Here is a 23931-nt window from a genome sequence, read left to right as displayed (position 1 = left end):
TCACCCGATGACGTCGAAGTCGGCACCGAGGGTCGTCAGCTTCGTGAAGAGCTTCTCGTACCCGCGACGGATGATCCCGACGTTGCGCACGGTCGACTCGCCCTCCGCGGTGAGCGCGGCGATGACATGGCTGTAGCCGCCGCGCAGGTCGGGCACGATGATGTCGGCGCCGCCCAGGGGCGTGGGCCCGTTGATGACCGCGGCCTGCTCGAGGGCGCGGCGCGGGACCCGGCGGCCGGGCGCATCGATCCCGGTCGGGTGCACGACGATGTCGGCGCCCATCTTCACGAGCGCCTGGGTGAAGCCGAACCGGTTCTCGTACACCGTCTCGTGAACGACCGACTCGCCGTGCGCCTGCGTGAGCGCGACGATGAGCGGCTGCTGCCAGTCGGTCATGAAGCCGGGGTGCACATCGGTCTCGACAACGACGGGCTTGAGCGCGCCCGCGCGGCGGAACTGGATGCCGTCCTCGTGCACGTCGAACCATCCGCCCACCTTGCGGAAGACGTTCAAGAACGTGAGCATCTCCTGCTGGCGGGCCCCGCCGACGAAGATGTCGCCGTCGGTCGCGAGTGCCGCGCACGCCCAGGAGGCTGCCTCGTTGCGGTCGAAGATGCAACGGTGGTCGTAGCCCCAGAGCTTGGAGACGCCCTCGATCACGATCGTGCGGTTGGGTTCGACCGAGATGATCGCGCCCATCTTCTGCAGCACCGCGATGAGATCCATGATCTCGGGCTCGATGGCGGCGTTGCGCAGTTCGGTCGTGCCCGTCGCTCGCACGGCGGTCAGCAGCACCTGCTCGGTCGCGCCCACGCTCGGGTACGGGAACTCGATGGACGCGCCGTGCAGCCCGTCGGGCGCCGTGATGCGGATGCCCTCGTAGCTCTTCTCGACGACCGCCCCGAACGCGCGCAGCGCGTCCATGTGGAAGTTGATGGGCCGATCTCCGATGCGGCACCCGCCGAGGTCGGGGATGTAGGCCTGGCCGAGCAGGTGCAGCAGCGGTCCGCAGAAGAGGATCGGGATGCGGGATGCCCCGGCATGCGCGTCGATCTCTTCGAAGTGCGCCGACACGGCGCCGCTCGGGTCGAGGTGGAGGGTGCCTTCCTCTTCGCCGTCCACCACCCGCACGCCGTGCACCTCGAGCAGGGAGCGCACCACCCCGACGTCGCTGATGCCGGGAACGTCGCGCAGCGTGCTCGTCGTCTCGCCGAGCAGCGCCGCCACCATCGCCTTCGTGGCGAGGTTCTTCGCTCCCTTGACCTCGACCCGCCCGCTCAGCGGCTGTCCGCCGCGGATGGCGAGGGTCTCGCCGGAGGCTTCGTTCGCTGCGGGGCTGGGTCCTGTCGACGAGTTCAGAAGCGTCTTCATGCGGTGAACCTCACTTGTGGGTGTTCGAGGGATCGCTGGTCGGGTGTCCGCCGCCTTCGTGGGACGGGGTCCCGGGTGGTCACGGAACGGGGAGCGTCCGCGGCCGCCAGGCCTCTCGGCTCGCTTCGAACTGCGCGATCTTCTCTTCGTCACGCAGGGTGAGTCCGATGTCGTCGAGCCCTTCGAGCAGCCGCCACCTAGTGTAATCGTCGATGTCGAAGGGCACCTCGAGCGCCCCGATCACCGCGCGTCGTGACTCGAGGTCGACGGTCATGCGGATGCCGGGCTCGGCATCGATCGCCGCCCAGATCGCCTCAAGGTCGGCCTCGGAGATCACGCCGGTCACAAGGCCCTGCTTGCCTGAGTTTCCGCGGAAGATGTCGGCGAACTTGGGGCTGAGCACAACCTTGAATCCGAAATCGCGCAGCGCCCAGACGGCGTGCTCGCGGCTGGAGCCGGTGCCGAAGTCGGGACCGGCGACGAGGATGCTCGCACCCGCGTACACCGGCTGGTTCAGGACGAATTCCGGGTCCTGGCGCCAGTTGGCGAACAGGGCGTCGTCGAAGCCCGTCTTGGTGACACGCTTGAGGTAGACCGCGGGGATGATCTGGTCGGTGTCGACGGCGGAGCGCTTGAGGGGCGCTGCGACACCGGTGTGGGTCGTGAACTTGTCCATGTCAGACCTCGACCTTCTCGTGGGAGGACAGATCGCTGGGGCTGGCCAGACGCCCGAGCACGGCGGTCGCCGCCGCGACCAGCGGCGACACCAGATGCGTGCGGCCGCCCTTGCCCTGGCGTCCCTCGAAGTTGCGGTTGCTCGTGGAGGCGCAGCGCTCCCCCGGCGCGAGCTGGTCGGGGTTCATGCCCAGGCACATGGAGCAGCCGGCGAAGCGCCATTCCGCCCCGAAGGCCTCGAAGATCTTGTCGAGGCCCTCGGCCTCGGCTTCCAGTCGCACGCGGGCCGAGCCCGGGACGACCATGACGCGCACGCCGTCCGCCTTATGGCGGCCCTCGACGACCGACGCGAACGCGCGGAGGTCCTCGATGCGGCCGTTGGTGCACGAGCCCATGAACACGGCGTCGACTGCGACATCCTTCAGCGCGGTGCCGGGCGCGAGATCCATGTACTCGAGCGCGCGCTCGGCGGCGGCGCGCTCGTTGGGGTCGTCGAACTGCTCGGGCGCCGGGATGACATCCGAGAGGGACACGCCCTGCCCGGGGTTCGTGCCCCACGTGACGAACGGCTCGAGCTCGTTCGCGTCGAGGAAGACCTCAGCGTCGTAGACGGCGCCCTCGTCGCTGGGCAGTGTGCGCCAGTACGCGACGGCGTCGTCCCAGTCCTGGCCCTTCGGGGCGTGCGGACGGCCCTCGAGGTAGGCGAACGTGGTGTCGTCGGGGGCGACCATGCCCGCGCGCGCACCGGCCTCGATCGACATATTGCACATCGTCATGCGGCCCTCCATCGAGAGGGACCTGATGGCGCTGCCGCGGAACTCGAGCACGTAGCCCTGGCCGCCGTTCGTGCCGATCTTCGCGATCACGGCGAGGATGACGTCTTTCGCGGTGACGCCGGGCTTGAGCTCGCCCTCGACGGTGATGGCCATCGTCTTGAAAGGCTTGAGCGGCAGGGTCTGGGTCGCCAGGACGTGCTCGACCTCGCTCGTGCCGATTCCGAACGCCATGGCGCCGAAGGCGCCGTGGGTGGAGGTGTGGCTGTCGCCGCAGACCACGGTGATGCCCGGCATCGTGAGGCCCAGCTGCGGACCGACGACGTGGACGATCCCCTGCTCCTTGTCGCCCAGCGAGTGCAGACGCACGCCGAACTCTTCGGCGTTGCGGCGCAGCGTCTCGATCTGGGTGCGGCTGGTCAGATCGGCGATCGGCTTGTCGATGTCGAGCGTGGGGGTGTTGTGATCCTCGGTCGCGATCGTCAGGTCGAGGCGGCGCACGCCCCGTCCTTCGGCACGCAGTCCGTCGAAGGCCTGCGGGCTGGTCACCTCGTGGACGAGGTGCAGGTCGATGTAGATCAGGTCGGGCTGGCCGTTCTCGCCCTTGACGACGAGGTGGTCGTCCCACACCTTCTCGGCGAGGGTGCGAGGCCGATCGGGGATGCCGGATGCGTCGCTCGTGCTCATGGTTCTGTCGTTCTCCTCGAGAGTGGACCGTCCGGGAACGGTCCTCGAAAGGGGTTCGGCCCGCAGCGACACTCCGCGACGAGGGAGGCCTGTGAACTAGGACTCGTCGCGGCCGCTAAGAAGAAGGCGAGCGATCCGCACGTGCCCAAGGCTACCACCCGTGCCAGTGAGCGGTTTCGCGCTCGGTCTGCTCCGGCCGCGCGCGAACGGCACGCTCAGCCGCGGGCTTCGGGGCTCCCGCCCCCCTGCGTGTCGCGGGTTTCGGCGATCGTGGGGGCCGGAGCATCCGTTATGACGGCCCTGCGCTCGCGGGCCGAGGCGATGAGGCTCGCCACCGTCGCGACGGTCATCGCGACGATGATCACGCCCAGCGACACCCAGGTCGAGATCTCGGGCGCCCACTCGATGGGCTCGCCCCCGTTCAAGAACGGGAGCTCGTTGACATGCATCGCGTGGAAGACGAGCTTCACGCCGATGAAGGCGAGGATGAACGCGATGCCGTAGTGCAGGTAGCGCAGGCGATCGAGCAGGTCGCCGAGCAGGAAGTAGAGCTGGCGCAGGCCCATCAGCGCGAAGATGTTCGCCGTGAACACGATGAACGGGCTCCGCGTGATGCCGAAGATCGCCGGGATCGAGTCGATCGCGAACAGCAGGTCGGTGACGCCGATCGAGATGAACACGATGATCATCGGCGTCCACATCTTCTTGCCCTCGAAGACGGTGCGGATCTTCGAGCCGTCGTAGTGGTCCGAGATGTCGATGAAGCGGCGGAGAGTGCGCACGACGACGCCCTCTTGGCGGGCCTGGTCGTCGTGGTCGCCGCTCGGGAAGGCCTGGCGGATCGCCGTCCACACGAGGAACGCGCCGAACAGGTAGAACACCCAGCTGAACTGCTCGATGATCGCCGCGCCCAGCATGATGAAGATGCCGCGCAGCACGAGGGCGATGATGATGCCCACCATCAGGACTTCCTGCTGGTAGCGCCGCGGGACGGCGAACTGCGACATGATCAGCACGAATACGAACAGGTTGTCGATCGACAGGCTGTACTCGGTGAGCCAGCCGGCCACGAACTGCCCCGCGTACTCGCCGCCGGCGAACAACCACATCAGCCCCGCGAAGACGAGCGCCAGCACGATGTAGAACGCGACCCACAGCGTCGACTCCTTGGTCGAAGGGATGTGCGGACGCTTCAGGATGAGCAGCAGATCCGCGGCGAGGATCAGCACGAGAAGGACGAGCGAGCCGATCTCGAACCAAAGCGGAAGAGCGAGGTCCATGGGGCCTTTCCAGAACGAACAGGGGATGACGGATGTCGAGCGTCTCTCCCCGCGACCCGGATTCCGGATCGCGTCGCGCGCCCGGGGCTGCTCCGATGCAGCCCGTGATGACGGACGCGCGAAGGCGGGATACTCCCTCTCGCGGGATACACACTACGGCACGGCAACGGGTGTGCGAAGGATGCCGCGAACTCGCGCGACACCGCTGCGGCGAACTCGCGTGAGACGATGTGAGCCTCGCTGACACTGACACGGTGAGAGACGATGGTGACCCCGTGCCGACGCCCCGCGCGCCGCAGGGGGCGACCCCGAAGGACGCGGATGAACGCTGACGAAGTGCCCGGCGACGCCGAGCTGGTCGCACGGGCGGCGAGCGGGAGCGAGCACGCCTTCCGCACGCTGTATCGCGCCTACGTGCGGCCGGTGTACTGGCTCGCGCACGGCCTGCTGCACGACACGGCCGACGCCGAGGACGTCACGCAGGAGACCTTCCTCGTCGCGTGGCGGAAGCTGCCGGAGCTGCAGCTGGCCGGTGAGTCGCTCCTGCCGTGGCTGGCAACGGTGTGCCGGTTCCAGGCCGCGAACAGGATGCGGGTGCAGAAGCGCGACCGCACCCACACCGCGGCGGCCGCCGACGAGTCCCTGCCCTCGACGGTCGACGTCGAGCAGCAGGTCATCGACGCGCAGCTCGCGGACCGGATCCTGCACGAGGTCGAGGGACTCAGCCCGCTCGATCGCGACATCTTCCGGCTGTGCGCGACCGAAGGGTACGCCTACCAGGCGGCGGCCGACCGGCTCGGCGTCGCCCACGGGGTCGTGCGCAATCGTCTCTCCCGCATCCGCACGAGACTGCGGATCGTCGTGAAGGAGAGCACATGAACAGCCAGCAGCGCGCGGTCGAGGCATCCGTCCCTCTTCCCGCGATCAGCGATCAGCGCATCGACGAGATGGAGGACGCGCTGTTCGCCGACATCTCGCGCGGGCGCGCAGACCTCACCGCCCGCCGCGCCCGGCGCGGCCGGTGGTGGCTGGCCGGCGGCGCCGCGGCGGCCGTGGTCGTCGTGGCTGCGGTGATCGCCCCGAGCCTCACGGGTCTCGTCGGGACGCAGTCGACGGGCGCCGACAGCGCCGTCGCGCCCGCGACCAGCCCGGGGTTCGCCGAAGGCGGCGCCGTGGCGCCCGAGTTCACTCAGGACGCCGCGGGCGGCACGGCCGATCTCGACGTGAAGTCGGCCGAGTCCTCCCCCGGTGCGCGCGACATCATCACGACCGCGTCCGCCACGGTGATGGTGGACGACCCGGCCGCAGCGGCTCGCGAGATCGGTGCCGCCGCCGAGGCCGGCGGGGGCTGGGTCGAGTCGATGAGCGTCGGAACGTCCGGGCAGGTGCTGCCGATGTACGACGGCAGCGGAGTCGCCTACGACTCGATCGCGCCGTCCCCCTACCCCGCCGAGGGCGCGTGGATCACGGTGCGGATCCCGTCCGCCGACCTCGCCGCCTTCACGACCGGACTCGGCGACGTCGGCGAGGTCACCTCGTCGACCATCAACCGCCAGGACATCACGGACCAGACCGTCGACCTGCGGGCGCGCATCGACGCGGCGCAGGCGTCGGTGGATCGCCTCACCGAGCTCATGTCGCAGGCGGGCAGCCTCACCGACCTCATCGCCGCCGAGTCCGCCCTCTCGGAGCGGCAGGCACTGCTGGAGTCTTACCAGCAGATGCTGGAGTCGCTCGAGGGCCAGATCGAGATGTCGGAGCTGTCGGTCACGCTCATCACGAACACCCCGCCGGTCGAGGCCGACCCCGCCGGGTTCGGCGACGGTCTCGCGGCCGGCTGGAACGGTCTGGTGGCGACCCTCAACGGCATCGTCATCGCGATCGGGTTCCTCGTCCCATGGATCGCCGTCACGGTCGCGATCGCCCTCATCGTGTGGGGCATCGTGCGGCTCGTGCGCGGACGCCGCGCGGCGCGCAAAGCGGATGCCGCAGCATCCGCTCGATCGGAAGGCCAGGGCTGACGGGCCCACCCGGCAGTGCTGCTCATGCACGTGGCGGGTCAGATCCAGCGCGGGTCAGACCCAGCCGTGTTCCCAGGCGATGTCCGCGGCGGCGTGGCGGGAGGGCGCGCCGAGCTGCGCCGACACGGACTTCTCGCGAAGTGGGTCCGAAACGCGTCCGCCCCCGGAGGACGACCCGGACTGGCAGAACTGATGCGTCCGAATTGGGTCTGTTTGACTTCCTGAGCCACAGCGCGGCATCCGGTCCAGATAACGAGAAGGCCCCCGATCCCTGTGTTTTCAAGGGAATCGGGGGCTTCTTCGTGTTGGTGACCCCAGCGGGATTCGAACCCGCGTTACCGCCGTGAGAGGGCGGCGTACTAGGCCGCTATACGATGGGGCCGATCAGGCAACCGTACAAGTATGCCACGGGGATTTCGCTCTGCCAAATCAGGGCCGGAACCGGTTCGGACTTGCCCCTTCGGGGCGCGGAGCGCTTGACTCGGAGCATGCGCGTCACGAAGAACGAACACGCCTCCCTGACCCTCGAGGACAGCGGCAAGACCCTGGTGATCGATCCGGGATCCTTCACCGATCCGCTCGATGTCGAGCACCTCGTTGCGATCGTCATCACGCACGAGCACCCCGACCACTGGACGCCCGACCACCTCGACCGGCTTCTGGGCAGGTTCCCCGGCACACCGGTCTTCGCGCCGCAGGGCGTCGCGAACGCGGCGGCGGGGTATGACATCACCGTCGTCGCGCCGGGTGACGCGGTCGAGGTCGAGCCGTTCGCGCTGCGGTTCTTCGGCGGGCGCCACGCGGTGATCCACGAGTCGATCCCCGTGATCGAGAACGTCGGCGTGCTCGTGAACGACCACCTGTACTACCCGGGCGACTCGTACGCGGTGCCCGAGGGCGTCGAGGTCAAGCTGCTCGCAGCCCCGGTCGGCGCACCGTGGCTGAAGATCGGCGAGGCGATGGACTTCGTGCTCGCGGTGGCACCGCGGGTCGCGTTCGGAACCCACGATATGACCCTGTCGGTGATCGGCCGGAACATGGGTCGTCAGCGCCTCGCGTGGGCCGTGCAGCAGGGCGGAGGCCAGTTCCTCGAGCTGGACCCCGGAGACAGCGTCGACGTCTGAGCCGCGCGCGGGCCCAAATACACTCGAGGATGCCCGACAAGCCCGCCGCGGAGTGGCCGATCGACGAGTCGCTCGTGCGGTCGCTGCTCGTGCGCCAGGCGCCCCGCCTGGTCGCGCCCGACCGCGCGCTGCGCCTCGCGGCGGAGGGGTGGGACAACGCCGTGTGGCGCCTCGGCGACGACCTCGCGGTGCGCCTTCCCCGCCGCGAACTCGCGATCCCGCTCATCCGCCACGAGCAGCGGATCCTCCCGGTCCTCGAGTCGCTCATCGCCCCGACCGGAGTCCACGTTCCCGCGCCCGTGTTCGCGGGCGAGCCCGACGCCGGGTTTCCCCGCCCATGGTCGGTGGTGCCGTGGTTCCCGGGGGGTGCGGGGCTCGGCATCCCCCGTTCTCGTCGCACCGGCTGGTCCGACCCACTCGCCCGCGCCCTCGCCGCTCTGCACGTTCCGGCCGACGCGGACCACCCGGTGAACCCGTTCCGCGGCGGCGCGCTTGCCACGCGCGACGAGACTGTCCGGGGGCGTCTGGCCTCTCTGCGCGAACGCGCGGACCCCGGCTCGCTCGCGCGGGCGCAACAGGCGTGGGATGCCGCATGCGCGGCCCCGCCCTGGCCGGGGCCGCCCGTGTGGATCCACGGCGACCTGCACCCGGGCAACCTCGTCGCCGATGACACGCGGCTCGTCGCGATCGTGGACTTCGGGGACGTGACGGCCGGCGACCCCGCGTATGACCTCGCCATCGCCTGGCTGGCGTTCGATGCATCCGGTCGCGCAGCCTTCCGCGCGCACCTGCGCGGACGTTACGACGACGCGGTGTGGGTGCGCGCGCGAGGGTGGGCGGCCGCGGTGACGCTCATGCTCCTCGCGCACAGCGACGACAACCCCGCCTACGCCGCGCTCGGCGCGGACGCCCTCGAGGAACTCACGCACGAGGGTTGACGCGTCGGTGCGAACAGCCGCTAGCTCTCGGATGCCTCGGCCGCGGCATCCGTCCCCTCGTGGAACCACACCTCGACGACAGCGCCGTCCAGCGTCAGGCGCAGGAAGTCGCCGAACCCGAAGTCGGGATCGCGCACCGCTCCGTTGACTGCCCCGTACGGCACGTCGACGACCGGGCCGAGACTGGCCGGTGCGCAGCCGCCGACCGGCCAGTCGCTGCTCACCGCGACGAACAGGCAGTCCTCGCCGCGGTTGTTGCGCGCCGAGTAGATGCTCATCCCGCGGTACGGTTCGTGCGGGCGCAGGTCGGAGTTCTCGAGGCCATGCCACGTGAGCGCGTCAGCGACGAAGTGTGCTGGCGGCTCTTGCCCGGGCGGTATCGCGGCGACCGGGAGCCGCGCCGTGGGCTGCGGCGCCGTGAGGTTCACCGCGCCGATCCCCGCCGCGACGCCGACCACGAGGCATCCGATCGCGAGAATCCAGCGCGGAGTCGCCGACCAGGCGCGGCGCACGCGACCCCATGGGCCGGGCGACGCGGGCACGTCGGCTCGTGCGGGTTGCTCGTCGGGCGAGCCATCGGCGGTGGCGGATGCCTCGTCCTGGTGCGGTGCGGGGGTGTGAGCGGGTGCGGACTCGGCCGCCGGGGCTGATGCGAGGGCAGGGGCGGGCTCGGGCGCAGCGGCGGGCTCGGGCACAGCGGCGGGCTCGGTGCGAGCGGGGGTCGCGACGGCGTCGCGGGGCGCCGGGCGGGTCAGGGACTCGAGCGCCTGCAGCCGGGCGAGGGCATCCGCGTCGTCGTGGATGTCTGCTCCAGGTCCGTAGGCGCGACGTCGCAGAGCGGCGAGTTCGCGCTCGCTCTCGGGTGAAAGCGGCAGTGCGGTCATGCCTTCATTATGCGCACCCCGTGCGGGCCGAGAACCCGATGCGCGCGCGGGGTGGTTCAGACCAGGGTCTGCACGGCCACGTAGGTCGCACCGTCCGGGGTGTGGATCCGAACGCTGCGGATGCCGCCGTCGGTCTGGCCCTCCCAGAAGACCGGCACCGCCGTGAGCACCGTGCTGCCGACCGGGGGCGCCAGTGTCTTCAGCGTCAGCGCCAGCAGATCGGGCTCCGGCGCGACCCCGGCGTTGCCGTAGTCGAGTTCGGCGGTGTAACCGCTGCCGGGCGCCTCGAAGACGCCTGTGATCCTGAGGAGGTTCCTGTCTGCTTCAGGCATGTGGTGTACCACGCGTACCAGCCGTGCGTTGAAGCCATCTGCCGCTCCTCGGTGTCGGATGGCACACATGCTCTCAGCACGGATCGCGCGCTCGCAAGGGAGCGGATCGGCCGACCTTCGCGTCAGGACGACGCCTCGTCGCGCCTGCGGTCGCGGTGCAGCAACGGGTGCGGCCAGGCGCCGAGGGCGAGCACCGCGAGGATGCTCTGGATCAGCCCGGCGGCGAAGTAGATGCCGTGCAGAGGCGACCACACGAGCATGATCGCGATCTCGACGAAGATCCAGATCATCATGACGAGGCCGGCGGCCGCGTGCAGTCCCCACGCGAGCCGGTATCGGCCGTACTGCGCGGCGAGCGCGAGGGCCTGGGTGCCGCCGACGACCACGCCGAGGATCACGCCGGGCCAGAAGTACGACGTGAAGACGCTTCCATCGAGCCATTCCAGAGGGATGCCGAGCCCGCCGCCGACCGTCAGCCCGACCATTCCGACTGCGGCCGACAGCAGGTTGAACCATCCGATGACGTACAGGCCGACGCGCAGGGCGCGGACAGGGGTGGACGCGGACGCCATTCCTCCACGATAGGACCGGGCGGGCCCGGTGTCGGGTGGCCGGACGGCGGGGCGACAGCCTCCGGGTGTGGGGTTCTCGCCGTGGGGCTGCGGCGCTGGTGAGGGTGCCGAGGGCCAACGCTCCGGGCGATACAGGTAATCTCGCGCCCATGCGGATCGTCGTATCAGGCACTCACGCGAGCGGCAAGAGCACCCTGATCTCGGACTTCGCGCTCCGGCACCCGGAGTTCACCGTGCTGCCCGACCCTTTCGAGCTGGTGGACGAAGCCGCAGACACGCCGGATGCCGCGCTCTTCGCCGCACAGCTGCGCCTCTCTGCGGACCGACTCGCGGGCCAGAGCCACGGCGAGCACGTCATCGCCGAGCGCGGCCCGCTCGACTTTCTGGCGTACCTCCTCGCCCTCGCGGAGCTCACCGGCCACGCCCTCGACGACCGCTTCGTCGAACAGGCGACCGCCCGCACCGTCGCGGCGCTGAGCGGCGTGGACCTGCTCGTCGTACTCCCGCTGACGGCGAGCGATCCGATCCACGTCGGAGCCGACGAGCATCTCGCGCTGCGCGACGCGATGAACGACATCCTCCTGGAGCTCGTGGACGATGGGGACCTCGTCGGCGAGCACCTCGCGGTGGCCGAGATCACCGGTGATCCCGCCGCGCGGCTCGCCACGCTCGAGGCCTTGACGATGCCCCGCGGGTGACCCGCTCCCCCGCACGCAGAAATGACGAGAGGCTCTCGCGGCTGATCCGGGACCTGGGGAAGACGGCGATCCAGAACATGAGCGCGAGCTGATACTTGCTGGGCGGCGGGACCGGCTGTGCCGTGGTCGCGGTCGATGTGGGAAGTGGGACATTCGGATTCTCCTCCCGGGGCGGTTCGGGCTGAGGTCAGTGGAGTTCGTGGTGGCGTAGGCGGTCAACGGCGACGTGAGTGTCGTCGGCGACGAGGTCGTTGTTGATTGCGATCGCAGCGGCAGAGCCCTGGCCGGCTGCGGTGATCACTTGAGCTCTCGGGTCGGATGCATTGCCGGCGACATACAAGCCGGCAACGCTGGTCGCGCCGTCGGAATCATGGAGTGTCCAGCCGCCTTCGTCCCGCTCGCAGCCGACGCCGCGGAGAAGGGCATCGTTGGGGGCGAGTGTCGGTCGGACGAAAAGTGCCGACCGGAGGACAACCGGTCCGTCCTCGAGTTCGACTCCTCGCAGCGCATCTGCCTCGACGCACATCCGGCTGATGGGGCGAGACTCGACGGCCACCCCGCGAGCGTGAAGCGCCTCGAGTTGCTCGCGTGTCGGGGACTGATTGTCCGTGAACAGGATGACGTCGTTCGACCATTGTCGGATCAGGAGGGCGTGCGTGACCGCATTCTGGTCGCCACCCAGCACCCCCAATGGCTGGTCGCGGACTTCATAGCCGTGGCAGTACGGGCAGTGCAGCACGTCGCGGCCCCATCGTTCGGCCAGCCCCGGGATGTCGGGGATCTGGTCCCGCAGGCCCGTGGTGATCAGGGCTCGGCGGGCGAGGATCGTGGTTCCGTTGTCGAGCGTCGCGCGGAATCCCCGGGTGAGGGTCGTGACGGTGCCGGAGATGACGTCGCCCCCGTAGCCGATGACCTCCTTGCGGCCGAGGGCGAGCAGTTCGGCGGGCGGCGTGCCGTCTCGTGAGAGGAACCCGTGCATGTGCAATGCCGGAGCGTTTCGCGGTCGCCCGTCGTCGACGACCGCGACGCGGCGCCGGGCGCGCCCGAGGACGAGGGCTGCGTTGAGACCGGCTGCTCCGCCGCCGATGATCAGCACGTCGTATTCGTTCATGGCCCCAGCATCGGCGCCCGCGTGATCAGAATGCAAAGTCTGTTGCCATTTCTGGGACGCGTGTGCACACTGGGCTGGTGGAAGGATCGGCGTCTATCGAGTCCGCGCTGGATGCCGTCGGTGCCCGGCTCAAGTGGCTCAGGAGTCAGCGCGGCATGACGCTGACCGAGCTGTCCGAGGCTACGGGGATTTCGAAGAGCACTCTGTCGCGCCTGGAGACGGGTCAGCGCCGACCGAGTTTGGAACTCCTGCTCCCCCTGGCGCAGGCGTACCGGGTCCCCCTCGACGAGCTTGTGGGCGCACCCGCAGTCGGCGACCCGCGCGTACGACTGAAGCCACGGAGAGTGCGCGGTCGAATCGTCATCCCGCTCACGCCGAACCCCGGCTCAGTGCAGGCGTGGAAGATCTTGATCCCCGGCAGTCAGGTCCATCCCGAACCGCGCGCACACGAGGGGTACGAATGGCTCTACGTCTTGAGCGGAAGGATGCGGCTCATCCTCGGCACGCACGATCTCTCCCTCGCAGCCGGAGAGGTCGCCGAGTTCGACACCCACGTGCCGCACTGGTTCGGCAGCGCGGACGGCTCGCCCGCGGAGGTGCTCAGCCTGTTCGGGCGCCAGGGCGAGCGCGCGCACGTTCGGACGGGCGCGGAAGGTCGACCATAGGATGTGGCCGATGTCTGGCGACCGCCTCGAGAGAGCGCGGCGTGCCTGAGTCCGTCATCCTCTCGACCAAACTCCACATGCCACGACCCCGAGCGTCGAGCATCGTCAGGGCGCGTCTGACCCGACTGTTCCTAAGCGACGCGGCCACGGTCATGTTCGGATTCCCGTCGCTCTAGTACCTTCCATGCGGTCCAGATGAGGTCGATGACATATATCGCGACCCAGATGCGCAGCCCCGTCAGCGCGAGAGCCGCGATCTCGAAATTGCCCGAGAAGAGTACTCGCACAGCGCCGAAGACATCGGGGGTTTCGTCCCCGATGCCCAGAATTGATGCGAAGGAGAAACCAGGCACGACGGCCCAGGAAATCAGGATTGCCAAAGCAAGCAGACCACTGTGGGCGGCGAAATCGGTGAGGAGCTTCTGCCGTGATTTCTCGGGCTTGGACTCGCTTGCGTGAGGTTCCCCGTGCCCGTCCACGGCCTCAGGGTCAGGTTTGAGTTGGGTCGGCTGCGGCTCGGCGCGGGCTGCGGCGGGCGCAGGAGTTGGGTGATCGGTGACGCCGAGGTGTCTCACGGCGGCAGGGATGAGGGCGGCACCGGAGGCGATCACGATGGCGCAGACGATGCAAGCGATGAGCCAACTGCCCGAATCGTAGAGAAGGCCCGCCGCCAGCGAACCGACGAATGCCCCGGCCAGCACTGCGGCCTCATACAGGCTCAGGCCTCGACCGAGGTGCGTGCTCCCTGCTGCTTCCGCGATCACCGCCTGCTGAACAGGGATCACCAAAGACCAGGCGATGGCAGAAAGCACCCACAGTGCAGCGATCCATCCCCTGGATCGTGTCACTTTGAGCTGATTTCGGGGTCGATGGCTCGTTGAGCCTTGGTTTTCCTGGTCGCCGGACGAAGAGCCGCACGCGTGGGTGTTCACGTCGGCTCGACGCCCGGGTCGCCCGGTCACGGATGATGGGGACTCGTCGCAGTGGCGGAAGATCCTTGCCGCGGCGGGTGTGCCGCACACGCGCCGGTATTCGTCGCGGCACACGGCCGCGTCGGTGCTGATCGGGCACGGCGTTGACCCGGCATCGGTGGCCGCAATCCTCGGACACAACGACCCCGGGTTCACGATGCGCACCTACGTGCATGGCATCGACGAGCGCGTCACCGCGGCAGTGTCAGCCCTGGATAGGGTGCAGGATAAGGTGCAGGAGCCTGAGGACGCTCCGCGCCAATAGCAGAAAACCCCCGCCTGAGCGGGGGTTTCTTTACTGCTGGGGTACCTGGACTCGAACCAAGAACAACTGAACCAGAATCAGCCGTGTTGCCAATTACACCATACCCCACCGGCTTCGACCGAAGTCGTGCCGAGGATCGAGTCTACGCGACGGGCGGCGTGAGGCCAAACCAGGCAAGACCCGGGCGCGTCGTCAGCCTCGAGAGTCGACGAACGCGCCGAAGCGACGAATCGACTCGGCCTTGCCGAGCAGTTCCATCGACTCGAAAAGCGGGGGCGAGACCCGGCGGCCGCTCAGTGCGACGCGCAACGGACCGAACGCGACGCGGGGCTTCAGGCTCAAGCCGTCCACCAAGGCCGAGTTGAGCGCCTCCTGCACGGCCGCAGCCGTGAACTCCGACTCGGGGATGGTCTCGAGCGCGCCGACAGATGCCGCGACCACTTCGGAGGCGTTCGCCGGCAGCGACTTCAGCGCGTCCTCGTCGTAGGACACGTCCGACACGAAGAGGAAGCCGACCAGGCCCGGCACATCGCCCAGCAGCTGCACCCGCTCCTGCACGAGCGGCGCCGCAGCCTCGATCAGCGCCTGCTGGTCAGCCGTGGGCGGCGAGGCGACGAGCCCTGCTACGGCCAGGTAGGGAACGATGCGCGCGGCGAAGTCGGCGGGTGCCAGCATCCGGATGTGGTCGCCGTTGATCGACTCGGCCTTCTTCTGATCGAAGCGAGCCGGGTTCGGGTTGACGGCGGTGATGTCGAACGCGGCGACGAACTCGTCGAGCGAGAACAGGTCGCGGTCGGGGCCGATCGACCACCCGAGGAGCGCGAGGTAGTTGAGCAGGCCCTCGTGGATGAAGCCCTTGTCGCGCTGCAGGAACAGGTCGGCCTGCGGGTCGCGCTTGGAGAGCTTCTTGTTGCCCGTCTCGCCGAGCACGAGCGGCATGTGCGCGAAGCGCGGGATGAACGTCGTGACCCCGGCGTCGATGAGCGCGCGATACAGCGCGAGCTGACGGGCGGTGGACGGCATGAGGTCTTCGCCGCGGATCACGTGCGTGATGCCCATGAGCGCGTCGTCGACCGGGTTCACGAAGGGGTAGAGCGGCACGCCGCCCGCGCGCACGAGCACGAAGTCGGGGAACGACCCGGCGGGGAAGGTCACCTCGCCGCGAATCAGGTCGACGTACGTGAGGTCTTCGTCAGGCACGCGCAGGCGCCACGCGGGCTCGCGGCCCTCGGCACGGAACGCGGCCTTCTGCTCGTCGGTGAGGTCGCGGTCGAAGTTGTCGTAGCCGAGCTGCTTCGCGCGGCCCGCGGCCGCGTTGCGGGCGTCGATCTCTTCGGCGGTCGAATAGCTCTCGTACACGGCGCCGGTCGCGATCAGCTTGTCGAGCACCTCGCGGTACAGCTCGTGGCGCTGCGACTGGCGGTACGGCGCCTGCGGGCCGCCGACCTCGACGCCCTCGTCCCAGTCGATCTTGAGCCACTTCAGCGCCTCGAGCAGCTGCTGGTAGCTCTCTTCGCTGTCTCGCGCCGCGTCGGTGTCTTCGATGCGGAATACGAGCTTGCCGCCGTTGTGCCGCGCATACGCCCAGTTGTAGAGCACGGTGCGAATGAGACCGACGTGCGGAAGGCCGGTCGGCGACGGGCAGAACCGCACGCGGACGTCGGCTCCGGTGGCGGTCGTGGTGCGGGGATCAGGTGCAGAAGACATCGTCATCGATTCTAGTTGCGGGATGCCGCATCCCCCGCGGCCTCCGACAGCGCGACCCGCAGCACCCCGAGCAGCGTCTCGAGCACGGCCTGCACCGACGGCACGCGCTCCGCGCCGTGCGCGGTCACCAGGTGCAGCGACCGGCGCTCGGCCTCCGGGAGTGCGCGCGTGACGACCCCGGCCAGCTGCGGGAACGAGCGCACCGCCATGCGCGGCAGGGTCGCCACCCCGATCCCCTGCGCCACGAGCCCCTCGACAGCCACGAAGTTGTCGGTCTCGAAGGTGATTCGCGGCATGAACCCCGCCCGATCGCACAGTTCGAGCAGGTGTCCGCGGCAGCGGGGGCATCCTGCGATCCAGTTCTCGGCCGCCAGCGCCGACACGTCGACGGGGGCGGACTCGGATGCCGCATGCCCCACCGGCAGCACCGCGAGCATGTCGTCCGCACCGGCGTAGCGCACCGACAGCCCGCGCGCGCTCGCGCCGTGCGGGTCGTCGCGGTCGCCCGGGAAGCTGAAGGTCAAGGCAAGGTCGGCGCGGTCCTCGCGCACGGCTTCGACCGCCTCGGGGGGCTCGAGCTCGACGTAGGTGACGAGGATTCCGGGGTGCGTGCGCGCAAGTGCGGTCAGCAGCGCCGGCACGATCGTCGGTGTCGCCGACGGGAACCCCACCAGCCGCACGCGCCCGGTGCGCCCGCCCCGCAGCTCGGCGATCTCGCCGGCCGCGGCATCCAGCGCGATCGTCACCGCCGGAGCGTGTCGCGCGAGCACGCGGCCGGCCTCGGTCAGACGCACGCTGCGGCCCACCCGCTCGACAAGCGCGACGCCGAGCCGAGCCTCGAGGCGCTTGAGGTGCTGGCTGATCGCCGGCTGGCTGTAGCCGAGCAGCGCGGCCGCGCCGGTGATCGATCCCTCGTCGGCGACGGCCTTCACCAGCCGGAGGGACTGCACGTCGAGTCCGAGCCCTTCGGCGTCGTGGATCTCCGCGTCGGTCATGATCAAATCATAAGACTTGGTCATGCATTTGATCAAACACCTGCAGTAGACGAATGCGACGGGTTCGTCCACGCTGGTGGCATGCCCACCACCGCCGACGTTCTGCTCGAGCGCACCCCCGCCGCCTCGCTGGGCGACGTGCGCGAGCACTTCGACGGCGGCCGGGACTATCTCGCCGCCTGCACCGCGGGGCTCGTCACGCGCACGACCCGCGAAGTGCTCATGCGGGATCTGGATGCCGCGACCGGCGGCCGCGTCGACGTCGCCGCCTATTCCGCCGCCGTCGAGCGCACGCGCAGCCACTTCGCTCGACTCGTGAAGACCACCGCCGATCGTGTCGCCATCGGTTCGCAGACCTCGGTGTTCGCAGGCCTGATCGCCGGCTCGCTGCCGGAGGGCGCCGAAGTGCTGTGCGTCGAAGGCGACTTCTCGTCGCTGCTGCTGCCGTTCGCGCACTCTCCCCGCCGCCTGCGCATCCGCACCGCTCCCCTCGCCCACCTCGCCGAGGCCGTCCGCCCCGACACGGCGATCGTGGTGTTCTCGCTCGTGCAGTCCGCGACCGGCGAGGTCGCCGACAGCGCCGCGATCGCCGCCGCGGCCGCGAGCGCCGGAGCCCGCACGCTGTGCGACGCCACCCAGGCCACCGGATGGCTGCCGGTGGAGGCATCCGCCTTCGACGCGGTCATCTGCCACGCGTACAAGTGGCTGTGCGCGCCGCGAGGAGTCGCGTTCCTCACGATCTCGGAGGAGTTCGCGCGAGAGATCCCGCCGCTGTTCGCGGGCTGGTACGCCGGAGCCGACCCGTGGACCACGTGCTACGGCCACGACGTGCCGCTCGCGGCCGACGCGACGCGCTTCGACGTGTCGCCCGCGTGGCAGGCGTTCCTCGGGGCGGAGCCGGCGATCGCGCTGTTCGCCGACGCCGACCGCGCGGCTGTGCACGCGCACACGACGGGCCTCGCGACGCGGTTCCGCGAGGCGATGGGACTGCCCCTGCCCCGCATCCCCAGCGCGATCGTGACGTGGGACGACCCCGAGGGCTGCGACCTCGCGCACCTCGCCACCGCCGGCATCACAGCGTCGGGGCGCGCGGGCCGCGCGCGCGTGGCGTTCCACGTCTTCAATGACGAGCACGACGTCGTCCGCGCCGCCGGCGCCCTCGGTCGCTGACGAACAGAGGCCCGCTCAGCCCACCGCGGGCGCCAGGCGTCGCCCGAACGGCGACAGCGCGACCGTCGCCACGACGAGCACCCCCACCAGCAGCGCCAGGCCGCCGTACCCGATCCACGACAGCACCATGCCCGAGCCGATCGCACCGAGTGCGCCCACCAGGCTCATGACGAGGTCGCTGCGGCCTTGACGCCGAGTGCGCTGCTCTTCGGCGGATGCCTCGGTGAGAAGCGTCGACCCGGCCACGGTCGACGCGCTCCAGCCCAGCCCCAGCAGCACCAGCGCCACTGTGACGGCGAGCATCGACTCCTGCCCGAAGGACGCCGTCACCAGGGCCGCGACGAGGAGCGCCTGCCCGACGAGGATCGTCTGGACACGGCCGAGGCGGTCGGCGAGGATCCCGAACACGGGTGCCAGCGCGAACATCCCGGCGATGTGCAGGCTGATGGTGGTGCCCACCACCGACAGGGACGCGCCGTGGTGCATGAGGTGCACAGGAGTCATCGCCATCACCGACACCATGACGCCGTGCGCGGCCGCCACGGCGAAGATCGCGAACCGCGCGACGGTCGGCTCGTCGGGCTTGGCGATGCGGGCGCCCACCTCAGCGGCCGAGCGGGCGGCGAGCTGCTGCGCGAGTCGCAGCGGATCGGGACGCAGCGCGACGAGGTACAGCGCGATGCCCAGGATCTGCGCGACCACCGTGAACAGGTACGGACCCGTGAGCGGCGGCATGCCGACGGCTTCGCCCAGCGCCTCGCCCGGGCCCACCAGGTTCGGGCCGAGCACCGCGCCGATCGTCGTGGCCCACACGGTGAGCGACAGGTCGCGGCCGCGCGTGGCGTCGGTCGCGAGGTCGGCCGCGGCGAACCGGGTCTGCAGATTGACTGCCTGCCCGGCGCCCACGAGGCCGAACGACACGAGCAGCAGCGGGAACGAGCCGATCCCCACGCTGAGCACCACCAGCACGACGCCCGCCAGCGCGATCGTCATGCCCAGCGCGAGCGAGGGGCGCCGTCCGCGCGCGCGGGCGAACGCCGCGAACGGCACCGCGAGTGCAGCGGTGCCGAGCGTGATGGCCGCGGCCGCGAGCCCCGAGAACGCGTCGTCGCCCGACAGCTCGGCCGCCAGCACCGCCCCGAGCGAGACGGTGGCGCCGAACGCGAGGCCGCCGAGCACCTGCCCGATCGAGAGCACCCAGACGATGCGCCGCTGGATGCGGGCGACATCGGTGGTCGTCAGGGGCGAGGCATCCGCCACCGTGCTCGCACGCATCGGTGCACCCGTCATGCCGCGCGGGCGGGGTTGCGAAGGATGCCGAGCCCGGTGATCTCGACCTCGACGGTGTCGCCGTCGACGAAAGGACCGACGCCGGCGGGAGTCCCCGTCAGGATCACGTCGCCCGGAAGCAGCGTGAACGCCGCGGACGCGTACGCGATGACGTCGGCGAGCGAGAAGATCATGTCGCTGATCGGCCCGTGCTGGCGCACCTCGCCGTTGACGCGGGTGGTCACCGTCGCCGCGCCGTCGAGGTCGAAGTCGGTCTCGATCGCCGGGCCGAGCGGGCAGAACGTGTCGAAGCCCTTGGCCCGCGCCCACTGCCCGTCGGGCTTCTGCAGGTCGCGCGCGGTGACGTCGTTGGCGATCGTGTACCCGAAGACGTACTCGAGCGCCTTCTCGGCCGGCACGTTCTTCGCGACCCGGCCGATCACCGCCGCCAGCTCGCCCTCGAAGTCCACCTGCTTCGACTGCGGCGGCAGCACGATGGTGTCGCCGGGGCCGATGACCGAGGTGTTCGGCTTGAAGAACAGCATGGGCGCGACAGGCACGTCGTTGCCGAGTTCGGCGGCGTGGTCGCGGTAATTGCGGCCGACGCACACCACCTTCGAGCGCGGGATGACGGGCGCGAGCAACGCCGCCTCTGCCAGGGGGACGCGTTCGCCGGTCGTGTCGTACCCGGCGAACATCGGGTCGCCGGCGAGGACGACCAGCTCGCCCTCGTCGACGATTCCGAACTTGATGGCGTTCTGGTGGCTGAACCGAGCGATCTTCACCCGATCAGCCTAGCCACCGCCTGCGACGCGCTCAGTCGTCCAGTCGCAGCAGCCAGCCGTGCTTGTCTTCACGACGGCCGTACTGGATGTCCGTGAGCTCTTCGCGAAGCGACAGCGCGAGCTCGCCGATCGGCTGCTCGTCGATGAAGTCCACGCCCTTGAGCTCGCCGATCGGGGCCACCACGGCGGCGGTGCCGCACGCGAACACCTCGACGATGTCGCCGGATGCCACGCCCTGGCGCCACTGGTCGATCGACACCGAGCGGCCCTCGACCTTGTGACCGCGGTCGCGCGCGAGCTGCAGCAGCGAGTCGCGCGTGATGCCCTCGAGGATCGAGTCGGACTGCGGGGTGACGATCGTGCCGTCCTTGTAGACGAACACGACGTTCATGCCGCCGAGCTCCTCGACGTTGCGGTCCTGGTCGAGGAAGACGACCTGGTCGCAGCCCTGCTCATAGGCCTGCGCCTGCGGCAGCAGGCTGGCAGCGTAGTTGCCGCCCGTCTTGGCCGCGCCCGTGCCGCCCTTGCCGGCGCGCGCGTAGTCGTCGCTCAGCCAGATCGACACCGGCTTCGCACCGCCCTTGAAATAGGCGCCGACGGGGCTGGCGATCAGGTAGTACGCCACCTTGTTCGCGGGACGCACGCCCAGGAACGCCTCTTTCGCGAACATGAACGGGCGCAGGTAGAGGCTCTGATCGGCGCCCGAGGGCACCCAGTCGCCGTCGATCCGGATGAGTTCGCGCAGCGACTGCACGAAGTACGAGACGGGCAGCTCCGGCAGGGCGAGACGGCGCGCGCTGCGCTGCAGGCGCCGGCCATTCTGGTCGGGGCGGAACGTGTGGATCGAGCCGTCCTCGTGGCGGTACGCCTTGATGCCCTCGAAGATCTCCTGCCCGTAGTGCAGCACGGCTGCGGCCGGGTCGAGCGTGATCGGGCCGTAGGGCTGAACGCGCGGGCGGTGCCATCCGCCGCGGACCGACCAGCAGATGTCGACCATGTGGTCGGTGAACACCGTGCCGAAGGCGGGCTCGCGGAGCACCTCTTCGCGCTCGGCGCGCGTCTTCGCGGCGAGGTTCTTGGTGACGGCGAACTCGAGCGGGGCGAGTCCGGTGTCGGGTTCAGAGTCGATGAGGGTCATGTCGTGTCCTGTGGGATCCGGGGCGAGTCGGGCTCGCGTGAGTCTAAGGCTACGCCTGAAGCAGGGCGACGATCGCGTCACCCACGGCAGAGGTGGAGCGGGCCGAGGCGCCGCGGGTCGCGACATCCGTCTCCACCGCGGTCGTGACGCGGGCTGCTTCGCCTGCGAGCCCGAGGTGATCGAGCAGCAGGGCGACGGAGAGGATCGCGGCCGTGGGGTCGGCCTTCTGCTGACCTGCGATGTCGGGCGCCGATCCGTGCACGGGCTCGAACATCGAGGGGAACGCGCCGTCGGGGTTGATGTTGCCCGAAGCGGCGAGGCCGATGCCACCGGTGACGGCGCCGGCCAGGTCGGTCAGGATGTCGCCGAAGAGGTTGTCGGTGACGATCACGTCGAAGCGGCCCGGGTTCGTGACCAGGAAAATCGTCGCCGCGTCGACGTGCAGGTAGTCTACGGCCACCTCGGGGTGCTCGAGCGCCACCTCGCGCACGATCCGCTGCCACATGCCGCCGGCGTGCACGAGCACGTTCGTCTTGTGCACGAGGGTGAGCCTCTTGCGGCGGCGCTCGGCGAGATCGAACGCGTAGCGCACGACACGCTCGACGCCATAGGCGGTGTTGACCGAGGTCTCGTTGGCCACCTCGTGCGGCGTGCCGGTGCGGATCGAGCCGCCGTTGCCGACGTACGGGCCCTCGGTGCCCTCGCGGACCACGACGAAGTCGATGTCCCCGGGGTTCGCGAGCGGTCCGGGGGCGCCCGGGTACAGCTTCGACGGGCGCAGGTTCACATAGTGGTCCAGTTCGAACCGCAGCTTCAGCAGCAGCCCCCGCTCGATGTTCGCATCCTTCAGGCGCGGGTCGTTGGGCACGCCCCCGACGGCGCCGAGCAGGATCGCGTCGTGCTGCTTGATGGCCTCGAGGTCGGCATCGGTCAACGTGTCGCCGGTCGTGAGAAACCTGTCGGCGCCGAGCGAGAAGGTCGTCTTGTCGAATCGGATGCCGCTGCCGCGGACCGCGGCGTCGAGCACCTTCACGGCCTCGGCGACCACCTCGGGACCGATGCCGTCTCCGGGGATGACCGCCAGCTTCACAGTGCCGTTCTCGGGGACGCGCGACATCGTTCTCCTCGGGGTTGCGGTCGCGCGCGAGGATCAGCGCGACGACGCGATGGTGCGGGACCCTCCCAGGGTACTGGCCGCGAGGGCCGCGCACGTCGTACGCCCGCCACCGCGCAACCCTGCGCACTGCCTGAGCATCCGGCGCGCATTCCACCATCCGCATGCGGCGGCGGGTACCGTGAGGTAAGCGATCGGCGACCGCCCTTGGCTCCGCAGAGACCACGCCCGCGTCGTCGCCGATCGAATCGAGTGCGATCATCGCCACACTCCCCCAGACCCCCGCAGTCGCCGGCCTCGGGCCGGTTCGTCGGACCCAGTCGTACGCGGGTGCCGAGACCTTCCCGCCCGTCGCCCGCGCGTACACGCAGATCGCCGAAGTGATCCGCGAGACGGGGCTGCTGCGCCGCGCACCATGGTTCTACTCGTCGGTCGGGTTCGGCCTGCTGCTTGCGATCGGCGGCTGCGTCGCCGGATTCGTGCTGCTGGGCCAGAGCTGGTTCCAACTGCTCATCGCGGCAGCCCTCGGCATCGTCTTCACGCAGATCGCGTTCCTCGCGCACGAGGCCGGCCACCGTCAGATCCTCACGACGGGCCCCGCGAACGACCGGCTCGCCCGCGTGCTGGCGGGCATCGTCGGCATCAGCTACTCGTGGTGGGACTCCAAGCACAGCCGCCACCACGCGAACCCCAATCGCGTGGGCAAGGATCCCGACATCGAGGTCGACACGATCTCGTTCATCGAGGAGGACGCGGCCCGGGCACGGGGCATCCGTCGCCTGATCACCCGCAAGCAGGGCTGGCTGTTCTTCCCGCTCCTCACGCTCGAGGGACTCAACCTGCACGTGCTCAGCACGCGGCACCTGCTCAGCCGCGGGCCGGTGAAGGGCCGCTGGACCGAGCTCGGCATCGTCACCGCGCGCTTCGCCGTGATCCTGATCCCGGTCTTCGTGCTGCTGCCCCTGGGCATGGCCTTCGCGTTCGTCGGTGTCATGCTCGCGGTGTTCGGCGTCTACATGGGCGCCTCGTTCGCCCCGAACCACAAGGGCATGCCGATCGTCGCCCCCGACGCGCGGCTCGACTTCTTCTCGAAGCAGGTGCGCACCTCGCGCAACATCCGCGGCGGCTGGTGGATCACGATGCTGATGGGCGGCCTCAACCACCAGGTCGAGCACCACCTGTTCCCGAGCATGGCCAGACCCCACCTCGCCAAGACGCGCGAGATCGTGCGCGACTACTGCGCGAGCCGCGACGTGCCCTATACCGAGACGTCGCTGTGGCGCTCGTACGCGATCGTGATCGCCTACCTCAACCGGGTCGGGCTCGCCGCCCGCGACCCGTTCGACTGCCCGATGGCGGCGCAGTACCGCCGGGTCTGACGTTCGC

24 protein-coding genes and 2 tRNA genes are annotated in these 23931 nt (G+C 69.7%); 9 read left to right on the top strand and 17 right to left on the bottom strand.

Annotated features, from left to right (window positions below; all coding sequences use genetic code 11):
• The 4 genes from murA to AB1K54_RS13355 form a co-directional block, all read right to left on the bottom strand.
• Positions 1-1371 carry a UDP-N-acetylglucosamine 1-carboxyvinyltransferase gene (murA, locus tag AB1K54_RS13370; RefSeq protein ID WP_371203257.1) on the bottom strand — a complete coding sequence of 457 codons (1371 nt, stop codon included), beginning with the start codon at positions 1369-1371 and terminating at the stop codon, positions 1-3.
• A 79-nt stretch (positions 1372-1450) separates the two neighbouring features.
• Complete coding sequence (leuD, locus tag AB1K54_RS13365) at positions 1451-2047, bottom strand: 3-isopropylmalate dehydratase small subunit (protein ID WP_371203256.1); 597 nt, start codon at positions 2045-2047, stop codon at positions 1451-1453.
• Between the two features lies 1 nt (position 2048).
• On the bottom strand, positions 2049-3506 hold the full coding sequence (gene leuC, locus AB1K54_RS13360; RefSeq protein ID WP_371203255.1) for a 3-isopropylmalate dehydratase large subunit: 1458 nt from the start codon (positions 3504-3506) through the stop codon (positions 2049-2051).
• Positions 3507-3721: 215 nt separating this feature from the next.
• Complete coding sequence (locus tag AB1K54_RS13355; RefSeq protein ID WP_371203254.1) at positions 3722-4786, bottom strand: TerC family protein; 1065 nt, start codon at positions 4784-4786, stop codon at positions 3722-3724.
• A gap of 321 nt (positions 4787-5107) precedes the next feature.
• Between AB1K54_RS13355 and AB1K54_RS13350 the strand changes: the two genes are divergently transcribed.
• On the top strand, positions 5108-5665 hold the full coding sequence (locus AB1K54_RS13350; RefSeq protein WP_371203253.1) for an RNA polymerase sigma factor: 558 nt from the start codon (positions 5108-5110) through the stop codon (positions 5663-5665).
• On the top strand, positions 5662-6807 hold the full coding sequence (locus AB1K54_RS13345) for a DUF4349 domain-containing protein (RefSeq protein ID WP_371203252.1): 1146 nt from the start codon (positions 5662-5664) through the stop codon (positions 6805-6807). Before AB1K54_RS13350 ends, AB1K54_RS13345 begins: the two co-directional genes overlap by 4 nt.
• Positions 6808-7113: 306 nt before the next feature.
• Here AB1K54_RS13345 and AB1K54_RS13340 read toward each other — a convergent pair.
• Positions 7114-7189: transfer RNA gene (locus AB1K54_RS13340), tRNA-Glu, on the bottom strand.
• Positions 7190-7295: 106 nt separating this feature from the next.
• Between AB1K54_RS13340 and AB1K54_RS13335 the strand changes: the two genes are divergently transcribed.
• The gene (locus tag AB1K54_RS13335) at positions 7296-7931 is read left to right on the top strand and encodes an MBL fold metallo-hydrolase (protein ID WP_371203250.1); all 636 of its coding nucleotides are present in this window, start codon (positions 7296-7298) and stop codon (positions 7929-7931) included.
• A gap of 29 nt (positions 7932-7960) precedes the next feature.
• Positions 7961-8869 carry an aminoglycoside phosphotransferase family protein gene (locus tag AB1K54_RS13330; protein WP_371203248.1) on the top strand — a complete coding sequence of 303 codons (909 nt, stop codon included), beginning with the start codon at positions 7961-7963 and terminating at the stop codon, positions 8867-8869.
• Between the two features lie 20 nt (positions 8870-8889).
• On the opposite strand, the gene AB1K54_RS13325 is transcribed toward AB1K54_RS13330, so the two are convergent.
• The 3 genes from AB1K54_RS13325 to AB1K54_RS13315 form a co-directional block, all read right to left on the bottom strand.
• Positions 8890-9753 carry a hypothetical protein gene (locus tag AB1K54_RS13325; RefSeq protein ID WP_371203247.1) on the bottom strand — a complete coding sequence of 288 codons (864 nt, stop codon included), beginning with the start codon at positions 9751-9753 and terminating at the stop codon, positions 8890-8892.
• A 56-nt stretch (positions 9754-9809) separates the two neighbouring features.
• Positions 9810-10085 carry a hypothetical protein gene (locus AB1K54_RS13320; protein ID WP_371203246.1) on the bottom strand — a complete coding sequence of 92 codons (276 nt, stop codon included), beginning with the start codon at positions 10083-10085 and terminating at the stop codon, positions 9810-9812.
• Between the two features lie 122 nt (positions 10086-10207).
• Entirely contained in the window at positions 10208-10657 is a 450-nt protein-coding gene (locus AB1K54_RS13315) for a hypothetical protein (protein ID WP_371203245.1), read from the bottom strand.
• Positions 10658-10806: 149 nt separating this feature from the next.
• Between AB1K54_RS13315 and AB1K54_RS13310 the strand changes: the two genes are divergently transcribed.
• The gene (locus tag AB1K54_RS13310) at positions 10807-11355 is read left to right on the top strand and encodes an AAA family ATPase (protein WP_371203244.1); all 549 of its coding nucleotides are present in this window, start codon (positions 10807-10809) and stop codon (positions 11353-11355) included.
• 187 nt (positions 11356-11542) lie between these two features.
• On the opposite strand, the gene AB1K54_RS13305 is transcribed toward AB1K54_RS13310, so the two are convergent.
• On the bottom strand, positions 11543-12466 hold the full coding sequence (locus AB1K54_RS13305) for an NAD(P)/FAD-dependent oxidoreductase (RefSeq protein WP_371203243.1): 924 nt from the start codon (positions 12464-12466) through the stop codon (positions 11543-11545).
• A 62-nt stretch (positions 12467-12528) separates the two neighbouring features.
• On the opposite strand from AB1K54_RS13305, the gene AB1K54_RS13300 reads away from it, so the two are divergent.
• A complete protein-coding gene (locus AB1K54_RS13300; RefSeq protein ID WP_371203242.1) occupies positions 12529-13131 on the top strand; it encodes a helix-turn-helix domain-containing protein in 603 nt (200 codons plus the stop codon).
• Positions 13132-13262: 131 nt separating this feature from the next.
• On the opposite strand, the gene AB1K54_RS13295 is transcribed toward AB1K54_RS13300, so the two are convergent.
• The gene (locus AB1K54_RS13295) at positions 13263-14063 is read right to left on the bottom strand and encodes an MFS transporter (protein ID WP_371203241.1); all 801 of its coding nucleotides are present in this window, start codon (positions 14061-14063) and stop codon (positions 13263-13265) included.
• Between AB1K54_RS13295 and AB1K54_RS13290 the strand changes: the two genes are divergently transcribed.
• Positions 14056-14367 (top strand): tyrosine-type recombinase/integrase, encoded by a 312-nt coding sequence (locus AB1K54_RS13290; protein WP_371203240.1) that lies wholly within the window; start codon positions 14056-14058, stop codon positions 14365-14367. The two genes, AB1K54_RS13295 and AB1K54_RS13290, sit on opposite strands and share 8 nt — an antisense overlap.
• A gap of 36 nt (positions 14368-14403) precedes the next feature.
• On the opposite strand, the gene AB1K54_RS13285 is transcribed toward AB1K54_RS13290, so the two are convergent.
• From AB1K54_RS13285 to AB1K54_RS13275, 3 genes are all read right to left on the bottom strand, one after another.
• Positions 14404-14475: transfer RNA gene (locus tag AB1K54_RS13285), tRNA-Gln, on the bottom strand.
• 84 nt (positions 14476-14559) lie between these two features.
• Positions 14560-16074, bottom strand: a complete 1515-nt coding sequence (gltX, locus tag AB1K54_RS13280) for a glutamate--tRNA ligase (protein WP_371203239.1) — start codon at positions 16072-16074, stop codon at positions 14560-14562.
• Between the two features lie 11 nt (positions 16075-16085).
• Positions 16086-17069: a LysR family transcriptional regulator gene (locus tag AB1K54_RS13275; protein WP_371203238.1), complete on the bottom strand. Its 984-nt coding sequence runs from the start codon at positions 17067-17069 to the stop codon at positions 16086-16088.
• Between the two features lie 81 nt (positions 17070-17150).
• Between AB1K54_RS13275 and AB1K54_RS13270 the strand changes: the two genes are divergently transcribed.
• Entirely contained in the window at positions 17151-18239 is a 1089-nt protein-coding gene (locus tag AB1K54_RS13270; RefSeq protein WP_371203237.1) for an aminotransferase class V-fold PLP-dependent enzyme, read from the top strand.
• A gap of 15 nt (positions 18240-18254) precedes the next feature.
• Here the strand turns inward: AB1K54_RS13270 and AB1K54_RS13265 are convergent, their stop codons facing one another.
• The 4 genes from AB1K54_RS13265 to AB1K54_RS13250 are packed head-to-tail and all read right to left on the bottom strand — an operon-like array spanning position 18255 to position 22548.
• The gene (locus AB1K54_RS13265; protein ID WP_371203236.1) at positions 18255-19514 is read right to left on the bottom strand and encodes an MFS transporter; all 1260 of its coding nucleotides are present in this window, start codon (positions 19512-19514) and stop codon (positions 18255-18257) included.
• An 11-nt stretch (positions 19515-19525) separates the two neighbouring features.
• A complete protein-coding gene (locus AB1K54_RS13260; protein WP_371203235.1) occupies positions 19526-20293 on the bottom strand; it encodes a fumarylacetoacetate hydrolase family protein in 768 nt (255 codons plus the stop codon).
• A 31-nt stretch (positions 20294-20324) separates the two neighbouring features.
• Entirely contained in the window at positions 20325-21431 is a 1107-nt protein-coding gene (locus AB1K54_RS13255) for a branched-chain amino acid aminotransferase (RefSeq protein WP_371203234.1), read from the bottom strand.
• 49 nt (positions 21432-21480) lie between these two features.
• Positions 21481-22548 carry a 3-isopropylmalate dehydrogenase gene (locus AB1K54_RS13250; RefSeq protein WP_371203233.1) on the bottom strand — a complete coding sequence of 356 codons (1068 nt, stop codon included), beginning with the start codon at positions 22546-22548 and terminating at the stop codon, positions 21481-21483.
• 257 nt (positions 22549-22805) lie between these two features.
• Here AB1K54_RS13250 and AB1K54_RS13245 point away from each other — a divergent pair, with 257 nt between their 5' ends.
• Positions 22806-23924, top strand: a complete 1119-nt coding sequence (locus AB1K54_RS13245; protein WP_371203280.1) for a fatty acid desaturase — start codon at positions 22806-22808, stop codon at positions 23922-23924.
• Positions 23925-23931: the final 7 nt, after the last annotated feature.

Origin of the sequence: Microbacterium sp. BWT-B31 (assembly GCF_041379855.1) — a bacterium.
Lineage (GTDB): Bacteria > Actinomycetota > Actinomycetes > Actinomycetales > Microbacteriaceae > Microbacterium.
Note: the sequence above shows the minus strand (reverse complement) of the source record. Positions and strands in the feature narration are given on the sequence as shown.